Raw genomic sequence first — 18,740 nt, forward strand, 5'->3', positions numbered from 1 at the left:
TTGAACTTGAAGGTCGTTTTTTCTTGCATTTGAAATTTATGTTTATGGGCATGCGGCTTGCTTGACTTTATGTGCTGTTCCAAATAATACATAAAAACAAGGATATTGCTCATGAATAAAGTTACGAGAGCTTGTTTAGCTGTGGGTGTGTTTACCATTGCCGCGCCAGTATTGGCGGTTCCTATCGTGTTGGATTTCGAAGGCGTAGGAAGCAATGCCAGTATTGACAGTTTTTACAATGGAGGCACCGACTCCGAGGGTAATTCTGGCACCGACTACGGCGTGGAGTTTTCGGGGAATACTTTGGGGATAGTTGACGCAGATGCTGGTGGTGGCGGCAATTTTGCGAATGAGCCAAGCTCTGACACTATTATGTTCTGGCTAACAGCCGGATCTTCAGTGCTGAATTTGGCGTCAGGTTTTGATACAGGTTTTTCATTCTATTATACGTCCTCAACAGCGGCTTCCGTTAATGTATATTCCGGCGTGAATGCCACCGGTACGTTGCTCGGCACATTGGATTTGCTTGCTCAATATACCGACAACTGTTCGGGGGACCCATCTGGTCAGTTCTGCAACTGGGATTCAATCGGTTTAACTTTTGAAGGCACGGCCCGTTCAATCGACTTTGCAGGAACTGCAAACCAAACAGGCTACGATGACATTACCTTTGGTTCAGCAACACCGGGCGGATCTGTAACTGTCAGTGTTCCCGAACCCGGAGCTTTGGCGTTGATGGGATTGGGGCTTGCCGGTTTGGGAGTAACCCGCAGAAAAAGACGCAAGGTTACGAGACTGTGATTTGCCGAATAGCGGATTGCCTTATAGGCTTTTGATGAAAGCCACTGAATGCAATGGAGCTTAGGTATGTCCGATAATCACGTGTATAAAAAAGTCGAAATTGTCGGTTCGTCAGAGAAGAGCATTGAGGACGCGATTGAAAATGCCCTCACAGAATCGGCAAAAAGTATCCGTAGTATGGAGTGGTTCGAAGTGATGGAAACCCGTGGGCACATTGTTGATGGCAAGGTTGGCCACTATCAGGTGTCGCTGAAAATAGGTTTTCGAATCAAGGATGACTGATGCGGGTGCGGAGCCGGGTAGCGCCCGAAGGGTGCTCTATCAGGCTCCGTCTTTTTGCCGAAACGGCAGCACCGTTTTGGTGTCCTCGTAGTACCCCATAACCTGTTCTGCTTCCTCCTGGGTGAATGTTTCAATGGCATCATGAAAGCCTGGGTGCGCAACGCCATGCCAGGAGTGGGTCAGCATTGGCTCAAACCCGCGTACTAATTTGTGCTCCCCCTGTGCACCTGCATCGAACGTTTGCAGGCCCAGCTCGACCGCAAGTTCGATGCCTTGATAGTAGCAGGTCTCAAAGTGCAGATGGTTGTACTCGTCGAGACAGCCCCAGTAACGGCCATACAGTGTGTCTTTCCCGCTCAAAAACAGAGCGCCGGCAATCATCTCTCCATCCTTCACGGCCATGATTACATGCAGGTGCTCCGGCATGTTCTCCCGCAGTTGTTCAAAAAACGCCTTGTTCAGGTAAGGCCGCTGCCCGCGTTTAAGGTAGGTGGCTTGATAGAACACATAAAACGTCGCCAGAATGTGGTCGGATATATCCTGCCCATCAAACCGGGTGAAGGTGATGTCTTGCTCGGCTACCTGCCTGCGTTCTTTGCGAATAGATTTACGCTTGCGGGAAGTAAGTTCAGCCAGGAACTCGTCGAAACACTCATAATTGCGATTATGCCAATGAAATTGGCAGCCAATTCGGTGTAACTGTCCTTCTTGTTCCAGCAGGGCCTGGTCTTGAGCGTTAGGGAACAAAATGTGCCAGGAGTGGGCTCCCAGGCGAGCTATGAGGGTGTCCAGAAAGTCGTGGAGCCTTCTGGCATCAAGCAGGTCGCGGAGTTTTGAGTGCAGCAGTAACCTCGGCCCTTGCGAGGGTGTAAACGGCACGGCTAGCAGGAGCTTTGGGTAGTATTCCATGCCATAACGACGATAGGCGTCGGCCCAGGCCCAGTCAAACACATACTCGCCCATGGAGTGGGTTTTCAGGTAAGCCGGCGCGATACCGGCAATTTCGCCATCTACGCGAAATACCAGGTGGCTGGGCGTCCAGCCGGTTGCTTCGCTGGTGCAGCGGGAGGTTTCCAGCGCCTCGAAAAACTCGTAACGGAGAAACGGATTGCCAGTGCCTGCCAGCCGTTCCCATGTCTCCCTCGGGATATCGGAAATAGACTGACAGGTTTCAAGCTTTATAGATGATACTGCGGGTTCTGACATAGCTGGTGCAGGCTCCTTAATCGCTCCTGCTACCTTACGTCAAAACTACGTGCGTGATCACTTTTGTGACTGTTCGCAGCGCTTTTCCATTTTCTTTTGCTATTTCTCCATGCGCTTCTGACGCTGTTCATCGTTTAGCTTGAGTCGCCTGGCTGTTTTCGGCATAAGCACGATTCACAGCTATGGTACTGCGAGTGTGGGTAAACCAGCGTCAATGGTATGTAAAGGTTCTGCAAAGCAGCCAGGGCCTGAGTCAGCAGGTTCCAAGGCCCGTGTTAGACTTTGCGCAACGCTTTAAGCATACATCGATTAACAAAATCAGGGTAGAGACTAGCGATGCCGAACAGAGTCCTGCTGGTAGAAGATGACGACGAGCTACGTGAATTGCTTGCCCGCTATTTAAATGGCCAGGGATTCACCGTACGTGAGGCCGCTAATGGTAAAGATGGGCTGGCGCTGGCACTTGGGCAGCACTGCGACATTGTGGTTCTGGATATCATGCTGCCGGATATTAACGGTCTTGAGGTGTTGCGAGAGTTGCGCGCTGAAACCCACTTGCCGGTGGTGTTGTTAACGGCCCGGGGCGATGAAATGGACCGCATTGCAGGGCTGGAGGTGGGAGCGGATGATTATATTCCAAAGCCGTGTAACCCCCGTGAGTTGGTGGCTCGGTTACAAGCGATATTGCGCCGGGTGGCTTGGGATCAAAAGGCGCAAGCAGACGAAGCCCGGCACTATGGGGATTTGCGGGTTGAGCTCGATCACCGCCGTATTTATCAGGATAACGAGCCGCTGGAGCTGACCGCTACAGAATACGAAATTTTGCAGGTGCTGCTGGCCCATGCCGGCAGTGTGGTGCGCAAAACAGATTTGATGCAGTGGGCATTGGGGCGCCGTTTGGAGGCTTACGACCGCACTCTGGATATGCACATCAGTAATCTTCGTAAGAAGCTGGGCAATGATGACCCGCCGAGGATCGAGACAGTGCGTGGTCTTGGCTACAGTTATCGGGTGCCAGTATGAAGCGCCGACTGATGGTTCCGTTATTCTGGCGAATATTCCTGCTGATCTGGCTGGCCATGGCGGTAACGGTGGTGGTTAGCAATCTTGCATCCCGGGTATTACTGGATCGCGAGCGCGCGGCCATTGAGCGCCAGCTTGAGCTGCGGGATCTTGGATTCGAGGTGGCTGCTATTCGGGAAAACCAAGGGCGTAGGGGGGCTCACAGATTCCTCAATGCCCAGGGGGATGAGCTGGGCCTGCACCTTATGATGATCAGCGCGGAGGGCGACAAGCATTTACCCTCGGCTATTCGTTCACGGATCAAATCCGGTTGGTATCGACAAAAGCCTGCGATTGTGGACGTTGGCGATGGGTATCGCCTGATTGCCTGGCCGAAAATGCACGGGGAAGGCTGGTTGGAGCCCCGGGTCTTCCGGTTTATGGAAATGGGATTGGCGTTTGTTTTAATTACCCTGGCTTGCTGGCTGATTGCACGTTTTGTGTCGCAGCCCATGAGGCATATGGAAACCACGGCGCAAGCTATTGCCGGAGGCAATACCGAACTGAGAGTGGATGACCGAATCGCAACGCGCAGAGATGAAGTGGGACAACTCGCCACAGCGTTTAATGCCATGACCGATCAGCTTTGTACGTTATTGGAACGGCAAAAACATTTGTTGCGGGATATTTCCCATGACTTACGAACGCCGTTGGCGCGACAAAGGGTGGCTATTGAGCTGGCCAGTGAGGGCGAAGTAGAACAAGAGTTGATGAGCAGCATTCTGCGCCAGAATGAGCGTCTTGAGGTAATGACTGGCCAGATACTGACGTTATACCGGATTGTTGAACAGGGAGGCGATATTGCCCGGAGACCCGTTCGGCCTGTGGAGTTGCTGAACCAGGTATTACGGGATGCGGCCGATTACGCAAAACTCCAGAGAGTAGAGTGCAAGCTGGATTCCATGCCTGAAAGCACTGGTGTGTCTGTGCTGGGCGATTCAGGTCTGTTGCAGCGGGCGTTTGACAATATCCTGCAAAATGCCCTGGATCATACGCCGCCGGGTAACACTGTCCATGTAGCACTGGTGTTATCATCTGGCTGGATAAGTTTTGTGATTGAGGATGAAGGGCCGGGCGTTGCAGAAAACATACTGGATCACCTTTTTGAGCCTTTCTTCCGGGTAGATAAGTCCCGGGGCGGCCAGGGCTGGGGGCTGGGACTGGCCATCGCAAAAGACATTGTTTTGGCCCATGACGGAACCATCACTGCAAACAATAGTGAACGCGGTGGCTTGCAGGTAGTGGCCCGGTTACCGGTATTCGCGGTCGATTAATAAAACCACAGGCATGTGCATGAAGAAAAATTACCCGGTACCTGCAGGCTACCTTGAGCGTAACATCGAAATAAAGAAAAGCCGCTTTATTGCCCGGGTAGCGCCTGTTGGGTCTCGCGATGAGGTAAAGAAGTGGCTGGAGATTGCGCATAAGGATCACCCGGATGCGCGCCATATTTGTTGGGCCTACCAGATCGGGCGTCCGGGGTCTGCCGCCGAAGCGGGCATGAACGACGATGGCGAACCTTCGGGTACTGCAGGAAAGCCGATTCTCAGTGTTATTCAGCACAAAGACATGGGCGACGTTCTGGTGATGGTAATTCGTTATTTTGGCGGCATTAAACTGGGCGCCGGGGGGCTTGTGAGAGCATACGCCGGAGCCGCGGAAAGCGTGCTTTCAGAGGTCGGTCGAATTGTTCAAAAGCCAGTGGGCGCAGTAAATATAACCATGGGTTTTGCTGACGAGCAGCCGCTGCGGCATTGGTGTGATGTGCATTCTGCTGAGCTGGATTCAATCGGTTACAGTGCTTTGGTTTCTGCGCGGGTGCTCGTGCCGGAAGACAAAATGGATGCCTTCACAGCGTTTTGTGAAGCGCATAAACTGGATTACCGTTTTGAAACATGACACCGCGAAAACGCGTCGAGTATGAATCCTGTGCGTATACTGCTAAAGAGCGTTCAGACACTAAGGAGCAAGCAATGATTCGTTTTCTGATGGTAGCGCTGGTGACTCTAACCATGACTGGGTGTGCCAGTAACGTGGTTACTGATTACAGCTCCTCTGCGGTTTTTGGCGACTACTCATCCTGGGCTTTTGCGCCGGGAAACGGTAAGTCTTCATTTGTTTCTCTGGATGGAAGCCGTGTTCAGGGCGCCGTCGAGCGGGAGCTGAAGCATAAAGAGATGCCCAGGGTTGGCAAGCCGGAGGCAGACCTTTTGGTGAGCTGGCAGATTGTAGAGCACGAGCGCACGGAACAATCCGGTTTAGGGCTTGGTTTCGGTTTTGGTACAGGCCACTTTGGCTGGGGGCTTTCTGCACCGCCGCCGACACGGGAAGTGCAGGAAGGAAAACTGGTGATCGAGCTTGTAGACAGCAGCTCTGAAGAGGTTGTATGGCGTGCCGCAAGTCGCCGTTACCTGAATGAAAACCAGTCTCCGGAAAAGCGCCGAAAGCTGATTGATGAGGTAGTGGCCGAGATGTTCAGCAAGTATCCTCCTGAACGGGACTGAAAAACAGATTATCAGGCGTTTTGCCGGCCGAATGCTTCTGTTGGGGCGTGAGGTTGGGTAGCAGATTTACGGAGAATAAATGGCTAAAAAATCTTCAGGCGGGTTGGTGTTTTCAACCGAGCAGGGGCGAATGTGCCCGGAGTGCCGCAACCCGGTTGACAGCTGTACCTGCCAACAGGTTTCGCGACCTTCAGGCGACGGTATTGTGCGGGTAAGCCGTGAAACCAAGGGGCGCAAAGGTAAGGGTGTTACTCTGGTTGCCGGTATTCCCATGGATGAAAAAGAGCTTAAGGCCTACGCCAAGGTGTTAAAGGCAAAGTGCGGTACTGGTGGCACGGTGAAAGACGGTGTGGTTGAAATTCAGGGTGACCAGCGGGATGTGCTTGTGCCTCTTCTGGAACAAAAAGGCTGGGTTGTGAAACGCTCCGGCGGCTGATAAAACACACAGTTTCTTTGAAAGGAAGTAAGTATGCACATACTGGTTTTGGGTGCGGGAGTCATTGGTGTAACCACTGCCTGGTTTTTGCAGAAGCAGGGGCACCAGGTAACGGTTGTAGACCGTCAGAGTCGGGCCGGCCTGGAAACCAGCTATGCCAACGGAGGGCAGGTGTCTGTTTCCCATGCAGAGCCCTGGGCCAACCCCTCTGCGCCTTTGAAAGTGCTGAAGTGGCTGTTTCGGGCAGACGCACCTCTGTTATTCCGCCCGAAGATGGACCCCGCCCAATGGCGTTGGGCCATGTCATTTCTGGCCCAGTGTACCTCCGCGAAAGCAGCCCACAATATTCGCCAGATGGTTAACCTTGGCACATATAGCCGCACCCGGTTACAAGCTTTGCGCGAGGAAATCGGGCTTGAATACGATCAGGTGGATAAGGGCATTCTTCACTTTTATACCAACCCGGCCGAGTTTGATGCAGCGCTTGAGCCAGCCCGCATCATGCGTGACCTGGGATGTGATCGCCAAGTGATTGATGCGGGCAGGGCTGTAGAGTTGGAACCGGCACTCAAACCTGTTCAGCACAAAATAGCGGGAGCAACCTACACGTCGGATGACGAATCCGGTGACGCCTGTAAGTTTACACAGGCCCTGGCTGAGCGCTGCCGTGAAGCTGGCGTTGAGTTTTGCTATGGCACAGATGTTCTTGGCTTTGAGCGTGCGAGTGAGCGAATTCTAGGAGTTCAGGTTTTGAAGGAGGGCCATCACGAAACGCTGCGCGCCGATGCTTACGTGCTCAGCCTGGGTAGCTTCAGTACTGTACTTGCAAAGCAGATTGGGCTGTTTCTGAACATCTATCCCGCCAAAGGCTACTCCATCACCGTACCGGTAAAGAACGAAGAAGCCGCGTTCAATGTCAGCCTGACTGATGATGAATACAAGCTTGTTTATTCACGGCTTGGCGACCGGATAAGGGTAGCTGGAACCGCAGAGTTGAGCGGGTACACCCGTACCCTTGATTACACCCGTTGTCGCGCCATTGTGCGCCGAACCGCAGAGATCATGCCTGATGCGGGGCACTGGGATGAAGCCGGGTTCTGGACAGGTTTGCGCCCAGCTACCCCCTCAAATGTGCCCTACATAGGCAGAAGCTATTTTGGCAATCTTTATCTGAATACCGGCCATGGCACCCTGGGCTGGACGCACTCCTGCGGTTCAGCCGCTGCATTGGCCGATATTGTTGATGGTCGAAAGCCTGAGGTGGATTTCATTTTCTGCGGAGGTTAACGCTTCTTTCTGACATACAGAACCTTGTTCACCCGGGCGACCAGTTCACCTTTCTCATCCACAATATCCACATCCCACTGGGGTAGCATTTTATCGCCGCTTTCGGTGGCCATGCGGATTTTCTCAAGCCTCTCTTTTGTAAGCTCAAAGTGCGCTGTTACCCGGCCTTTGCCTGGGCGGATGAAGTCGATGCAGGCAGATTTGTCCCACACAACGTATTCCTTACCCAGGCTGTTCATCAGTAACAGCATATACATAGGATCAACCATACTGTATAGCGAGCCGCCAAAGTGGGTGCCCACATAGTTGGTGTTGTACCAGCGCAGATTCATTTCTACCGAGGCTGAACTATAGTCATCTGCAATGTGAGTAACTTTCACACCAGCACCGGCATATGGGCCGTAAACGTTCATTATTTTACGCACGCCGTCAGGGCTGGCTATCCAGTTGCGCAGTTTTGACATCATGGTGGTATGGCTCTTTCATGGCTGTGAGTGAAAAATTGAGGCGGGGATTATACGATGAAAAATAAAAATGGCCCGCAGGAAAACCTTGCGGGCCATAGTGATGCCGGATTTATTTACTGAACCTGATCACGTATCAGTTTTTTGTTGATCTTGCCGACACTGGTTTTGGGAATGTCCTCAGAAAACTCGATCCGGGTGGGGATGGCCCATTTATTGATTTCACCGTTATCGACGTAACTCTGTAAATGGCTCTGGATATCTTCCGCTGTGGCCTGCTCACCGGGCTTCAGGTTAATCAGGGCGTAGGGACGTTCGCCCCATTTCTCGTCAGGAATGCCCACCACTGCGGCACCTGCTACGGCAGGGTGCTGACTGATCAGGTTTTCCAGGTCCAGTGATGATAACCATTCACCGCCCGTTTTAATCACATCCTTGATGCGATCCTTGATGGTGAGAACATGGTTTGGCTCCATGGAGGCGACATCCCCTGTATGTAGCCAACCACCTTCCCATAATTCTTCGCCTTTATCCGGCTGTTTGAAGTAGTTTTCGGTTAGCCAGGGCGCACGGGCAACAATTTCCCCTTGGGCCTGACCATCATGAGCGACCGGGTTGCCCGAGGTGTCTACAATTTCCAGGTCTACCATGGGCACGGCAATGCCGGTTTTTATCCTTAAAGCCGTTTGCTGCTCCAACGGCAACTCTAAATCTTCTGGCTTGAGGAACGTGGTGCTTAACAATGGGCAGGTCTCAGACATGCCATAGCCGGTATACATGCGGATGCCCATTTCAGCACCGGCATCGCACAGGCCTTTGGTCAGGGCACTGCCGCCGATCAGTACCTGCCAGTTGCTCAAATCGGCGGTTTTGATGGACTCTGTGCCCATCATCATTTGCATAACAGTGGGCACACAGTGCGAGAAGGAAACGTCGTGTTCCTTCAACAGATCAACCAGTAACTCGGGTTCATATCGGCCGGGGTAAACCTGTTTGATACCCATCACCGTGGCCGCGTAGGGAACGCCCCAGGCGTGTACATGGAACATGGGAGTTAACGGCATATACACCGAGGACGAGCGCAGTAGCGGCATTTCATCATAGGCAGAGAGCGAGCCGGTCATTGCCAGTGTGTGCAGTACAAGCTGGCGATGGCTGAAGAAAACCCCTTTTGGATTGCCGGTGGTGCCACTGGTATAGAAGGTTGTGGCGACGCTGTTTTCATCGAAATCCGGGAAATCGAATTCAGTCTCGGCTTTGGCCAGAAGAGCTTCGTATTCACCGAGGGTATCGAGTTGTGTGTCTTTCGCAGTTCTGTCATCGCTCAGCTGGATGTAGGTTTTGACTGTTTCTATTTCGTCCTTTAACCCTTCCAGGATTGGCAGAAAGTCATCGTGTACCAGCATCACGTCGTCTTCGGCGTGGTTCATGGTATACACGATCTGATCCGGCGAAAGGCGCACGTTAACAGTGTGCAGAACGGCGCCGATCATGGGGATGGCGAAGAAACATTCCAGATAACGTGGCGTATCCCAGTCCATAACCGCCACTGTATCGCCCGGCTTAACGCCAGCATCGGTAAGGGCGTTCGCAAGACGGTGAATGCGCTCGACCAGATCCGTGTAAGTGTACTTGCTGCGATTGGCGTATACGATTTCCTGGTCCGGGGCATATCTTGGCCCGGACAGCAGAAGTTGTTTAATCAGAAGAGGGTATTGGTGGGCATTGTCAGCCGCAGGTAAAATTCGCGTTTGTGCCATGTCTGTAGTCCTCTTTCCCGTTTGTTGGTTTTATCCGAGACGTTGGTTCAATCTGACATAAATTTAGCAAAACCGGAAGCTTGCACGAATGGTTCCGGTAGCGCTGGGCCAGCGATACCGGAAAGGGGCGCTATTGAACCCAGGGGTTACCTTCGGTGTTCTTTACGGTTTTAACACCTATATGCATGGCGGCTTTGGCCAGCATGTTGGCGCTCACCGGCGCGGTCATGAACAAAAAGACGGTAATCAGTATTTCGGAAAAGTCGACGCCCTGGTCCAAGCTGCTGAAATAGACAACCGAACTTAGCATGATGGCGCCCACGCCAACGGTGGTCGCCTTGGTAGGACCGTGCAGCCGGGTGTAAAAATCCGGTAGCCGGACAAGACCGATGGCGCCAATCAGAGTAAATGCACCACCAAACAGCAACAGCGCCGAGATGGCGAATTCCGCGAACAGACTCATAGGTTACTCCGGTTCTTATTCAATGACACTGCCCCGCTTGAGATACTTGGCCATGGCCACGGTGCTGACAAAGCCCATCACCGCAATCAGCAGGGCAGACTCAAGATACATGCGTGTTCCCAGGGTAATGCCCAACAGAATAATCAACGCAATGGCATTGATATAAAGCGTATCAATGGCCAGAACCCTGTCAGGTTCATCCGGCCCCTTAATCAGACGGTATACGTTGAGCACAGCCGCCAGGGTTACCATGCCAATGGTGAGGTACAGAGCAAGGGTGATCATCGAAACATCTCCATCAACGGCTTTTCGTAGCTGTTATGAATAGCATCAATAACCTCCTGATCACTGGCAGCGTCCAGGGCATGGATCAGTAAGGTTTTGTTGTCGTCACTTATATCCGCGCTGACGGTCCCCGGGGTAAGCGAAATGGTGCTTGCCAGAATAGATATGGCCAGCGGGTGTTCAAGCTTTAGCTGGTAGCTGATAAATGCCGGTCGTGGTGTGCGGGGGCTGAGAATAAGCCAGGCCACGGCAAAACTGGCTGCTATAATATCCTTCACTACTCGCAGTATGTAAGCGGGCATGCGCCATGGCTTTACAAAGCCGGGCCTTTCTGGCCAGAACCCCTGGGTAAGCTGAGGGATAAGCCAGGCCAGAAGAAGCCCTAGCACCACACTGCCGCCGCTTACTCCATCGCTGAGGATCTGCCAGGTAAGGAACAGAACCCAGCTCAGCCAGGGTTGAGGGAAGTTCAGACGATCAAGCATTAGTGACTCTCCCCAACCAGCGGGTTCTGCGGAACGTGTACGGGGGTCTGCAGAATATTGATGTAGCCCCGGTTGTCGTGCAACTGCTCGGCGGTGGCGCGAGTGTAATCACTTATGGGCCCTGCCAACCCAACGATCAGCATGGTGAGGCAAGTAAGAATGCCAGTGGATATTGACACTCTGTTGTTGATGGGCTCCGGAGTTTCCACATGGCCGTCCACGTTCCACCAAAAAACAATACTGCCGGCCCTGCTATAGGCTATAAGGGTCAAGAAACTGCCCACCAATAGTACTCCCCACAGCCAGGCCATTTCGGCGCCCGGCTCAACGGATTGAAGGATCAGCAGCTTGCCAAAAAAGCCGCTTAAGGGCGGTAGACCAGCAGCGGCCACTGCCCCGATAAAGAATAACACGCTCAGGAATGTGCGATGACGCATTTTGGGTGCGGTAATAATGTTGTCACCGGCCAGCCCCCTCTGGCTTGCCACCAGTTCGGAAACCAGAAACAGGGCGGCAACTGTCCAGGTGGTGCTTACCAGGTAGAACAGCGCAGCCGACAAGCCGGCTTCAGAGCCAAGCGCGATAGGTGCGAGCATGGTGCCTACGGAGATAATAACCTGCCAGGCTACCAGTGTTTTAAGGTTATCTGCACCCAACGCTCCGATTACTCCCATACCAAGAGTGATCAGAGCCAGCGGGAACAGCCAGTCCATACCCAGATTCGCCAGCTCTCCAGCGCCTTCGCCGAAGATCAGTGGGAACACTCTCACAATGGCGTAAACACCCACCTTGGTCATTACTGCGAAGAGCGCAGCAACGGGCGCGGTGGCTCGGGCATAGGCTTTGGGTAGCCAAAAGCACAGTGGCAGAATAGCGGCTTTCAAGCCGAAAACCACCAGCAGCATCATGCCACCCGCCTTTACAAGATTAAGATTTTCGCCTGTCACCTGCGGGACTTTTACCGCCAGGTCTGCCATGTTCAGTGTGCCGGTCACACTGTAAATCATGCCAACGCCAATCAGGAACAGTGCGGAGCCCACCAGGTTGAGAACAACATAGTGGAGCCCGGGAACGGTTCGCGCGGATCCTCCGCCATGCATGAGCAGCCCGTATGAGGCAATCAGTAGCACCTCAAAGGCAACGAACAGGTTGAACAGATCGCCCGTCAGAAAGGCAATGTTCAGGCCCGTCAGTTGAAACAGGAACAGAGCATGGAATTGCCGGTTACCCTCATCGGCGCCACCACTGGCGTAGATGTGACAGAACAACCCGAGAATTCCCGTTAGGACCAGCATGAGCGCGGCTAGCCGGTCAAGAACAAGAACGATGCCAAACGGTGGCTGCCAGTTGCCAAAGGCATAAATGCGATAGCTGTCATCACCGGCCAGTACCAGCAACACAATGGTCGATGCCAGCATAAGCACTGTAATCGCGAGTGCCAGCGTGCGGCGCAGGCTGATTGGTGCATAGCCCATAACAACCTGCAGAATGCCGCCAAGCAGAGGTATCAGAATCGGAGCGATAAGCCAGTGAGTCATTGACCGGTTACCTCTCGCTCTTGTTTCGAGGAAGGAGGTGTTTTCTCACGTTGGCCATCCACATGATCGTTTTTGTTGTCTGCCAGGTTACGTAGGGACAGAACAACCAGAAACGCTGTCATGGCAAAGCCAATGACGATCGCCGTGAGCACCAGTGCCTGGGGCAGTGGGTCTGTATAGTTGGCTGAGGTTCCTATCACTGGTTGCTGGCCAGTCGCGAGACGACCGGAAGCAAACAGGAACAGGTTTACCCCGTACGACAGCAGGGTCAGCCCCATAATAACCGGGAAGGTGCGAGCACGTAGCAGCAGATAAACGCCGGATGCCGTTAAGGCACCAATAACCAGTGCAAATAGCAATTCCATTACACACCCTCCTGTTTGCTTTTGATGGCCGAGTGGGGCGACAGCCGGCCAATGCTGACCAGCGCCAGCAGGGTAGCGCCGATCACTGTCATGTAAACGCCCAGGTCAAACACCAGAGCCGAGGCAACTTCAAACTTACCCACAACAGGCCAATTAATATAACCAAAGGCAGTGGTCAGGAACGGATAGCCGAAGGCCAGGCTGCCGGCGCCTGCAACAGCAGCAAAAAGCAGCCCGAGACCAATCACGTTATGGTAGCGGAACGAAATGCGGTCCTGAGTCCAGATCATACCGCTGGCAATATACTGAAGAATCAACGCCACCGAGGTGATCAGGCCAGCAATAAAGCCACCACCCGGCATGTTATGACCGCGCAGGAAGATATAAACAGACACCATGAGCGCCAGTGGCAACATGGGCCGGGCAATCTGTCTGAGCATTAGTGGATAGTGATCCCGTGTCCAGGTATGCCCCAGGCCGTCGCCCGGGGGAGGTGTCAGGGCAACGTTTTTAAGCATGGCGTATATGCCCAGCGCGGCAATGGCCAGCACGGTTATTTCACCTAGCGTATCGAAACCACGGAAGTCCACGAGGATAACGTTCACCACGTTGGTTCCACCGCCGCCAGGCTTACTGTTCTCCAGGAAGAATTCGGAAATGGAGTTGAATGGCTGAGTCAGCATGGCCAGTGTGATCAGGGTCATCCCTGTACCCGCCGCCAGCGCAATAAGGGTGTCGCGGAGGCGTTGCGCCCTGGAGCTCTCCATGGGGGTCCAGGAGGGCATGTAGTACAGTGCCAGCATTAACAGAACAACGGTGACAACTTCTACTGAAAGTTGCGTCATGGCCAGATCGGGTGCCGAGAAGCGGGCAAAGGTCAGTGACACAATCAACCCAACCACACTCAATAACACCAACGCATAAAAGCGTTCCCGGTGCCAAACGACAGTCGCCAAAGCGCACACTATAAGTATGCAGGCAGCAATGCCTGTTGGCCAGTCAACGGCGCTGAGTCCGTTTTCACCAATATAAAAGCCGCTGCTTGCCAAAGGGTAGGCTGCCACAGCAATGACACTGATAACCAACAGCGTGGCATAGCGTTGCAGCGAGCCATTTTCCAGCCACCTGGTCAATTGATGGGCCTTGGTCACGAACTTTGATACCAGGTTTTCAAAAACGGCCTTGCCGTCAACTTCCCGGAAGCGGGCGTGGAAATTGAAAAAGCGCTCCCGTTGACTGTACATGAGCAAGCCACCAAAAAACGCCATAAAACTCATTAGCAACGGCAGGTTAAAGCCGTGAACAACCGCCAGTTGGTAGTCCGGCACATTGCCGCCGAGCGTGGCAGATGCGGCAGAATACAGCAGCGGCCCTACGGAAATGGTGGGGAATACACCAACCATTACGCAGGCAAATACCAGAATTTCCACTGGAAACTTCATGTATCTGGGCGGCTCGTGGGGTGGGAATTTTGGCAAATCCACGGGCTTGCCATTGAAGAAAACGTCGTGAATGAAGCGGGCAGAGTAGGCAACCGCAAAAACGCCCGCCAGAGTTGCCACAATGGGCGGAACCCAGGCCCACAGGCCGGTAAGATTGAGCTGCAATGATTCGGCAAAAAACATTTCTTTGCTGAGGAAGCCATTAAGCAGTGGAACGCCTGCCATAGAAGCTGCAGCAACCATGGCCAGTGTTGCGGTGTGGGGCATATATCGCCAAAGGCCGTTGATTCGACGCATATCCCGGGTGCCGGTTTCGTGGTCAATGATACCGGCTGCCATGAACAACGACGCCTTGAAGGTGGCGTGATTGATTACGTGGAATATCGCAGCAACGGCGGCCAATTGAGTGCCCATACCGAGCAGCAGTGTGATCAGCCCCAGGTGGCTTACTGTGGAATACGCAAGCAGCCCTTTAAGGTCGTGCTTGAACATCGCGATATAGGCGCCGAGCAAAAGAGTGGCCATGCCAGTGAAACTGACCATATAGAACCATTGCTCGGTTCCGGCCAACGCTGGATACAGGCGGGCCATCAAAAATATGCCGGCTTTTACCATGGTGGCAGAGTGCAGGTACGCAGAAACCGGTGTGGGTGCCTGCATGGCGTGGGGTAGCCAGAAATGAAACGGGAACTGGGCCGACTTGGTAAAGGCGCCGAGTAGAATCAGGGTCAGTGCCACCGGATACCAGGCGTGCGCTTTGATCTGGTCACCTGCGGCAAGCACGTCGTCTAACTCAAAACTGCCAACAATGTTGCCGATAATCAGAATGCCGGCCATCAGAGCCAGCCCGCCTCCACCGGTCACGGCCAGTGCCATTCGGGCACCGCGCCGTGCGTCCTGTTTATGAGTCCAAAAGCTGATCAGCAGGAACGAGGTTAAGCTGGTTAACTCCCAGAAAATCAGCATCAGCAGCAGGTTGCCAGAAAGCACTATGCCCAGCATGGAGCCTTTGAAGCACAAAAGCAGGGAGTAGAACTTAGCTACATTTTCGTGGGCTTTGAGGTAATAGTGAGCGTAGATAATGATCAGAAGGCCGATGACCAGTATCAGAAGTGCAAACAGTAGAGCCAGGCCATCCAGCCGAAAGCTGAACGAGATCCCGAGTGCAGGAAGCCATTCATAGCTGTGCAACACAGTATTGCCTGCGGCAAGAGCAGACCAGTGCGGAAACAGTGCTGCCAGCGCAATCAGTGCAGGCACAGACGATGCTATTGCAATAGCCGTTCGCCCGCCCTGGGCAAACAGAGGGGCGGCTATGGCACCCAGAAATGGCAGTAGTACAACCAGCGGTAGCGACATCGCAACCTCGTTAGCGGTTTTCTTTTCTTATGAATGGAGATGGCTTACAGGCCTGAGTTTAGTCCCCGGGCGACCACTGTGCATTAATCGCCTTCAGGCGATACATGGTGGACAGAAGGAGTTTGATCAGCGAGAGGCCGGTGGGTCCGGGAAGTAGGGCAAACGCCCACGATGCCGCGCGATGTCAGCGGTAATGGGTGGGCGATTGATGTTTATGCAGCCGACGGACCTTGCGGTCATGGTTGCTCCGTTAGTAAAACCTGGAAACCGATGATACGTGTCCGGGCTCTTAGGTCAAGCACCTTGTGTTTAATCAAGAGGCTGAATGACTGTTTCAAAGTGACGTAAAGGGGCACCGCTACGCCCCTTTGAGTCACTTGGCCGATTTGAGCGCATTAAAAATGGCTTCGGCTTCGGCCTCCAGAACCCGGCTGTGTAAACTGCTGCCTTGGCGGTTAGCCTGTTCAAGCTGCGCAAGCTTCATACTGTATAACCGGCTAAGAACTTCAGCCTGAGTTTGTCGAACTGATGCGTTCATGGTACTTCTCTCCCGCATGACACCTGTCAATATACTTTACGGAAACATCCAGCCAATGGCCGCTAGGGTAACCCAATGCATAACCCGGGCCAAGCGGGTTTCCACGAAAACGCGGTTGTGAGAGGCTATGGGCTCCCATAGGATTCTTCAGCCAATCATCAGGAAGCTGCATTAATGACTGACACGTTAATAGATCGTCGTGATCTGGCCTTTCAACTCTACGACGTTCTCGATACTGAAAGCCTGATCCACCGCGACCGTTTCAATGAGCACAGTCGCGATACCTTTGATGCCGTTATTGAAACCGCCGACAAAATGGCCAGGGAGAAGTTCGCCAATCATAATCGCGCGGCTGATAAGGACGAGCCCAGGTTCGTTGACGGGCAGGTTGAGATGCTGCCAGCCGTAAAAGAGGCGTTTGAAGCCTACGCCGAGGCTGGTTTTATCGCTGGCCGTTATGACTACGCACTCGGTGGTATGCAGCTTCCGGAAACTGTGATGGCCGCATGCAACGGCTTTTTCACCGCCGCGAATCCCGGCACCGCAGGCTATCCGTTCCTGACCACGGCGGCCGCTAATCTCATCCGCGTTTTCGGCAACGAATCGCAGAAGACCGCCTTCCTGCCCAACATGCTGAGTGGCCGTTACTCCGGAACCATGGCCCTGACCGAGCCTCATGCCGGGTCGTCGCTGGCAGACATACGCACCTCCGCGACGCTAACGGACGAAGGCCATTATCTGATCAAAGGGGCAAAGATCTACATCTCCGGTGGCGAGCAGAGTATTACGGAAAATATTGTTCACATGGTGCTCGCAAAAATCAAAGGTGCGCCGGCCGGGGTAAAAGGTATCTCCCTGTTCATCGTTCCCAAGTTCCGGGTCGACCGTGAGGGTAATTCTGTGGATCGCAACGGCGTTAGCCTCGCCGGCCTCATTCACAAGCTGGGCTATCGTGGAACCACGTCTACGGCGCTCAGTTTTGGTGATGATGCACCTTGCCACGGCTACCTGGTGGGCGAGCCCCATCAGGGCCTGAAATACATGTTCCAGATGATGAACGAAGCCCGGGTGGGCGTTGGCTTTGGTGCGGCCGTGATCGGCTATCGGGGTTACATGCACAGTCTGGAATACGCCAAAGACCGCCTGCAGGGCCGCAAGGCTTCCGAAAAGAACCCGGAAAGCCCGCAATTGCCCATCATTGACCATGCCGATGTGCGCCGCATGTTATTGGCCCAGAAGGCCTACAGTGAAGGAGGCTTGGCCCTTTGCCTGTATGGCGCCCGCCTGATGGATGACCAGAGCTCTCATCCGGATGAGCAGAGGCGCACAGAAGCCGGCAAGCTGCTGGACCTGCTAACGCCGATCATTAAAACCTGGCCGTCTGAGCATGGCCCCAAAGCCAATGATTTGGCTATCCAGGTCTATGGCGGTGCAGGCTACACCCGAGAGTATCCGGTGGAACAGTGCTGGCGCGATAACCGATTGAATCCGATTCACGAAGGCACCACCGGTATTCAGGGGCTGGACTTGCTGGGCCGTAAAATCTGGCAGGATCAAAGCCACGGCTTACAGCTACTGATGCAGGAAATGCAGGTGGATTTGGAGAGTGCAACCACCGACCGCTGCCAGCAATGGGCTTTGTCGCTTAGTGAAACACTGCAGCAAGCCGTGAAAGTAACTCAGGACCTGGGTAAATCCCTGATGAATGGCGAAGTAGACAAGACCCTGGCCAATTCTTCCTGCTACCTGCATCTGTTTGGTCATATTATTGTCGCCTGGATGTGGCTGCGCCAGGCCAACGTTGCTGCGAACGCGCTTGCTTCGGCCAATACTGACGAGGAGCGTAACTTCTATCAAGGTAAGCTCCAGGCCGCTCAGTATTTCTTCCATTGGGAGCTGCCGACGGTTGCTCAGGATTTGGTGCTGCTGCGGAATATGGACGACACTTGCCTGAATATGAAGGCGGAGTGGTTCTAGGCTTTGGTGTTGGTTCAACCGGCGGGTAGCTGTGGTGCCTTGAACGTTGGCTCGAAATGACAAAATGATAACCTGATAGCGTGTATGTGCTATGCGCCTTGCTCACGGTTGGCTAAACAAAGAGTAATCTGCAAGTAATTGTGTGGGGGTTGGCATAGCTTTACTCTGTACCTGGTTACAAACGCTTACCAACAAAGGGATATGTTATGAACAAGTTGACTCTTAGCGCACTTCTTATGTTTTTGACTTTGGGGCTCGCAGCATGCAGCTCCGAAGATAATGAAGGAGCTGATTTCGGTGAGGCTGCAGACAATGCAGAAGAAATGGCCGACGATGCGGGTAATTCGGTGGAAGAGACTTATGAAGAAGCCACCGGCCAGGATGAGGGTGCAATGGGCGAAATGAAAGAAGGCGCCGAAAACGCAGGCGAGGAGATGGGTGACGCCGCTGAAGAAGCCGGCGACTCCATGGAAGAAGGTTATGACG

At 53.4% G+C, this 18,740-nt stretch carries 20 protein-coding genes; 10 read left to right on the top strand and 10 right to left on the bottom strand.

The window, feature by feature from the left end; all coding sequences use genetic code 11:
- Positions 1–111 precede the first annotated feature (111 nt).
- Together ACTHYN_RS12390 and ACTHYN_RS12395 are read left to right on the top strand one after the other, a co-directional pair.
- Positions 112–801 carry a PEP-CTERM sorting domain-containing protein gene (locus ACTHYN_RS12390; RefSeq protein ID WP_441812762.1) on the top strand — a complete coding sequence of 230 codons (690 nt, stop codon included), beginning with the start codon at positions 112–114 and terminating at the stop codon, positions 799–801.
- 66 nt (positions 802–867) lie between these two features.
- Complete coding sequence (locus ACTHYN_RS12395; RefSeq protein ID WP_441812763.1) at positions 868–1,083, top strand: dodecin; 216 nt, start codon at positions 868–870, stop codon at positions 1,081–1,083.
- Positions 1,084–1,122: 39 nt separating this feature from the next.
- On the opposite strand, the gene ACTHYN_RS12400 is transcribed toward ACTHYN_RS12395, so the two are convergent.
- Positions 1,123–2,289, bottom strand: coding sequence for a GNAT family N-acetyltransferase (locus ACTHYN_RS12400; protein WP_441812764.1), 1,167 nt, complete (start codon positions 2,287–2,289; stop codon positions 1,123–1,125).
- 336 nt (positions 2,290–2,625) lie between these two features.
- On the opposite strand from ACTHYN_RS12400, the gene ACTHYN_RS12405 reads away from it, so the two are divergent.
- The 6 genes from ACTHYN_RS12405 (at position 2,626) to ACTHYN_RS12430 (ending at position 7,578) form a co-directional block, all read left to right on the top strand.
- The gene (locus ACTHYN_RS12405) at positions 2,626–3,312 is read left to right on the top strand and encodes a response regulator transcription factor (RefSeq protein ID WP_441812765.1); all 687 of its coding nucleotides are present in this window, start codon (positions 2,626–2,628) and stop codon (positions 3,310–3,312) included.
- A complete protein-coding gene (locus tag ACTHYN_RS12410; RefSeq protein ID WP_441812766.1) occupies positions 3,309–4,625 on the top strand; it encodes a sensor histidine kinase in 1,317 nt (438 codons plus the stop codon). Before ACTHYN_RS12405 ends, ACTHYN_RS12410 begins: the two co-directional genes overlap by 4 nt.
- A gap of 19 nt (positions 4,626–4,644) precedes the next feature.
- Complete coding sequence (locus ACTHYN_RS12415; protein ID WP_441812767.1) at positions 4,645–5,250, top strand: YigZ family protein; 606 nt, start codon at positions 4,645–4,647, stop codon at positions 5,248–5,250.
- Positions 5,251–5,324: 74 nt separating this feature from the next.
- Positions 5,325–5,855, top strand: coding sequence for a DUF4136 domain-containing protein (locus tag ACTHYN_RS12420; RefSeq protein ID WP_441812768.1), 531 nt, complete (start codon positions 5,325–5,327; stop codon positions 5,853–5,855).
- Between the two features lie 79 nt (positions 5,856–5,934).
- Positions 5,935–6,291: a translation initiation factor Sui1 gene (locus ACTHYN_RS12425; protein WP_441812769.1), complete on the top strand. Its 357-nt coding sequence runs from the start codon at positions 5,935–5,937 to the stop codon at positions 6,289–6,291.
- 33 nt (positions 6,292–6,324) lie between these two features.
- Positions 6,325–7,578: a D-amino acid dehydrogenase gene (locus tag ACTHYN_RS12430; protein WP_441812770.1), complete on the top strand. Its 1,254-nt coding sequence runs from the start codon at positions 6,325–6,327 to the stop codon at positions 7,576–7,578.
- Here the strand turns inward: ACTHYN_RS12430 and ACTHYN_RS12435 are convergent.
- The 9 genes from ACTHYN_RS12435 to ACTHYN_RS12475 all read right to left on the bottom strand — a co-directional run bounded on the left by ACTHYN_RS12435 (position 7,575) and on the right by ACTHYN_RS12475 (position 16,277).
- Positions 7,575–8,045 carry a DUF4442 domain-containing protein gene (locus ACTHYN_RS12435; protein ID WP_441812771.1) on the bottom strand — a complete coding sequence of 157 codons (471 nt, stop codon included), beginning with the start codon at positions 8,043–8,045 and terminating at the stop codon, positions 7,575–7,577. The genes ACTHYN_RS12430 and ACTHYN_RS12435 overlap by 4 nt on opposite strands.
- A gap of 113 nt (positions 8,046–8,158) precedes the next feature.
- On the bottom strand, positions 8,159–9,802 hold the full coding sequence (locus tag ACTHYN_RS12440; RefSeq protein ID WP_441812772.1) for a fatty acid--CoA ligase: 1,644 nt from the start codon (positions 9,800–9,802) through the stop codon (positions 8,159–8,161).
- A gap of 130 nt (positions 9,803–9,932) precedes the next feature.
- Entirely contained in the window at positions 9,933–10,265 is a 333-nt protein-coding gene (locus tag ACTHYN_RS12445; protein WP_441812773.1) for a Na+/H+ antiporter subunit G, read from the bottom strand.
- 15 nt (positions 10,266–10,280) lie between these two features.
- A complete protein-coding gene (locus ACTHYN_RS12450; RefSeq protein WP_441812774.1) occupies positions 10,281–10,550 on the bottom strand; it encodes a K+/H+ antiporter subunit F in 270 nt (89 codons plus the stop codon).
- Positions 10,547–11,035 (bottom strand): Na+/H+ antiporter subunit E, encoded by a 489-nt coding sequence (locus ACTHYN_RS12455; protein WP_441812775.1) that lies wholly within the window; start codon positions 11,033–11,035, stop codon positions 10,547–10,549. Before ACTHYN_RS12455 ends, ACTHYN_RS12450 begins: the two co-directional genes overlap by 4 nt.
- On the bottom strand, positions 11,035–12,573 hold the full coding sequence (locus tag ACTHYN_RS12460) for a monovalent cation/H+ antiporter subunit D (protein ID WP_441812776.1): 1,539 nt from the start codon (positions 12,571–12,573) through the stop codon (positions 11,035–11,037). Before ACTHYN_RS12460 ends, ACTHYN_RS12455 begins: the two co-directional genes overlap by 1 nt.
- The gene (locus tag ACTHYN_RS12465) at positions 12,570–12,938 is read right to left on the bottom strand and encodes a Na+/H+ antiporter subunit C (protein WP_441812777.1); all 369 of its coding nucleotides are present in this window, start codon (positions 12,936–12,938) and stop codon (positions 12,570–12,572) included. Before ACTHYN_RS12465 ends, ACTHYN_RS12460 begins: the two co-directional genes overlap by 4 nt.
- Positions 12,938–15,739, bottom strand: a complete 2,802-nt coding sequence (locus ACTHYN_RS12470; RefSeq protein ID WP_441812778.1) for a monovalent cation/H+ antiporter subunit A — start codon at positions 15,737–15,739, stop codon at positions 12,938–12,940. Before ACTHYN_RS12470 ends, ACTHYN_RS12465 begins: the two co-directional genes overlap by 1 nt.
- Before the next feature lie 373 nt (positions 15,740–16,112).
- Complete coding sequence (locus tag ACTHYN_RS12475; protein ID WP_441812779.1) at positions 16,113–16,277, bottom strand: hypothetical protein; 165 nt, start codon at positions 16,275–16,277, stop codon at positions 16,113–16,115.
- A 174-nt stretch (positions 16,278–16,451) separates the two neighbouring features.
- On the opposite strand from ACTHYN_RS12475, the gene ACTHYN_RS12480 reads away from it, so the two are divergent.
- A complete protein-coding gene (locus tag ACTHYN_RS12480) occupies positions 16,452–18,254 on the top strand; it encodes an acyl-CoA dehydrogenase (protein ID WP_441812780.1) in 1,803 nt (600 codons plus the stop codon).
- Positions 18,255–18,460: 206 nt separating this feature from the next.
- The coding region (locus ACTHYN_RS12485) for a hypothetical protein (RefSeq protein WP_441812781.1) at positions 18,461–18,740 on the top strand (280 nt) is incomplete at its 3' end.

Origin of the sequence: Marinobacter sp. (assembly GCF_052091845.1) — a bacterium.
Taxonomy (GTDB): domain Bacteria; phylum Pseudomonadota; class Gammaproteobacteria; order Pseudomonadales; family Oleiphilaceae; genus Marinobacter.

Bases quoted from the DNA above. Each gene is read 5' to 3' on its own strand.
- ACTHYN_RS12390 (WP_441812762.1), top strand. From the start codon at position 112: ATGAATAAAGTTACGAGAGCTTGTTTAGCTGTGGGTGTGTTTACCATT.
- ACTHYN_RS12395 (WP_441812763.1), top strand. From the start codon at position 868: ATGTCCGATAATCACGTGTATAAAAAAGTCGAAATTGTCGGTTCGTCA.
- ACTHYN_RS12400 (WP_441812764.1), bottom strand. From the start codon at position 2,289: ATGTCAGAACCCGCAGTATCATCTATAAAGCTTGAAACCTGTCAGTCT.
- ACTHYN_RS12405 (WP_441812765.1), top strand. From the start codon at position 2,626: ATGCCGAACAGAGTCCTGCTGGTAGAAGATGACGACGAGCTACGTGAA.
- ACTHYN_RS12410 (WP_441812766.1), top strand. From the start codon at position 3,309: ATGAAGCGCCGACTGATGGTTCCGTTATTCTGGCGAATATTCCTGCTG.
- ACTHYN_RS12415 (WP_441812767.1), top strand. From the start codon at position 4,645: ATGAAGAAAAATTACCCGGTACCTGCAGGCTACCTTGAGCGTAACATC.
- ACTHYN_RS12420 (WP_441812768.1), top strand. From the start codon at position 5,325: ATGATTCGTTTTCTGATGGTAGCGCTGGTGACTCTAACCATGACTGGG.
- ACTHYN_RS12425 (WP_441812769.1), top strand. From the start codon at position 5,935: ATGGCTAAAAAATCTTCAGGCGGGTTGGTGTTTTCAACCGAGCAGGGG.
- ACTHYN_RS12430 (WP_441812770.1), top strand. From the start codon at position 6,325: ATGCACATACTGGTTTTGGGTGCGGGAGTCATTGGTGTAACCACTGCC.
- ACTHYN_RS12435 (WP_441812771.1), bottom strand. From the start codon at position 8,045: ATGATGTCAAAACTGCGCAACTGGATAGCCAGCCCTGACGGCGTGCGT.
- ACTHYN_RS12440 (WP_441812772.1), bottom strand. From the start codon at position 9,802: ATGGCACAAACGCGAATTTTACCTGCGGCTGACAATGCCCACCAATAC.
- ACTHYN_RS12445 (WP_441812773.1), bottom strand. From the start codon at position 10,265: ATGAGTCTGTTCGCGGAATTCGCCATCTCGGCGCTGTTGCTGTTTGGT.
- ACTHYN_RS12450 (WP_441812774.1), bottom strand. From the start codon at position 10,550: ATGATCACCCTTGCTCTGTACCTCACCATTGGCATGGTAACCCTGGCG.
- ACTHYN_RS12455 (WP_441812775.1), bottom strand. From the start codon at position 11,035: ATGCTTGATCGTCTGAACTTCCCTCAACCCTGGCTGAGCTGGGTTCTG.
- ACTHYN_RS12460 (WP_441812776.1), bottom strand. From the start codon at position 12,573: ATGACTCACTGGCTTATCGCTCCGATTCTGATACCTCTGCTTGGCGGC.
- ACTHYN_RS12465 (WP_441812777.1), bottom strand. From the start codon at position 12,938: ATGGAATTGCTATTTGCACTGGTTATTGGTGCCTTAACGGCATCCGGC.
- ACTHYN_RS12470 (WP_441812778.1), bottom strand. From the start codon at position 15,739: ATGTCGCTACCGCTGGTTGTACTACTGCCATTTCTGGGTGCCATAGCC.
- ACTHYN_RS12475 (WP_441812779.1), bottom strand. From the start codon at position 16,277: ATGAACGCATCAGTTCGACAAACTCAGGCTGAAGTTCTTAGCCGGTTA.
- ACTHYN_RS12480 (WP_441812780.1), top strand. From the start codon at position 16,452: ATGACTGACACGTTAATAGATCGTCGTGATCTGGCCTTTCAACTCTAC.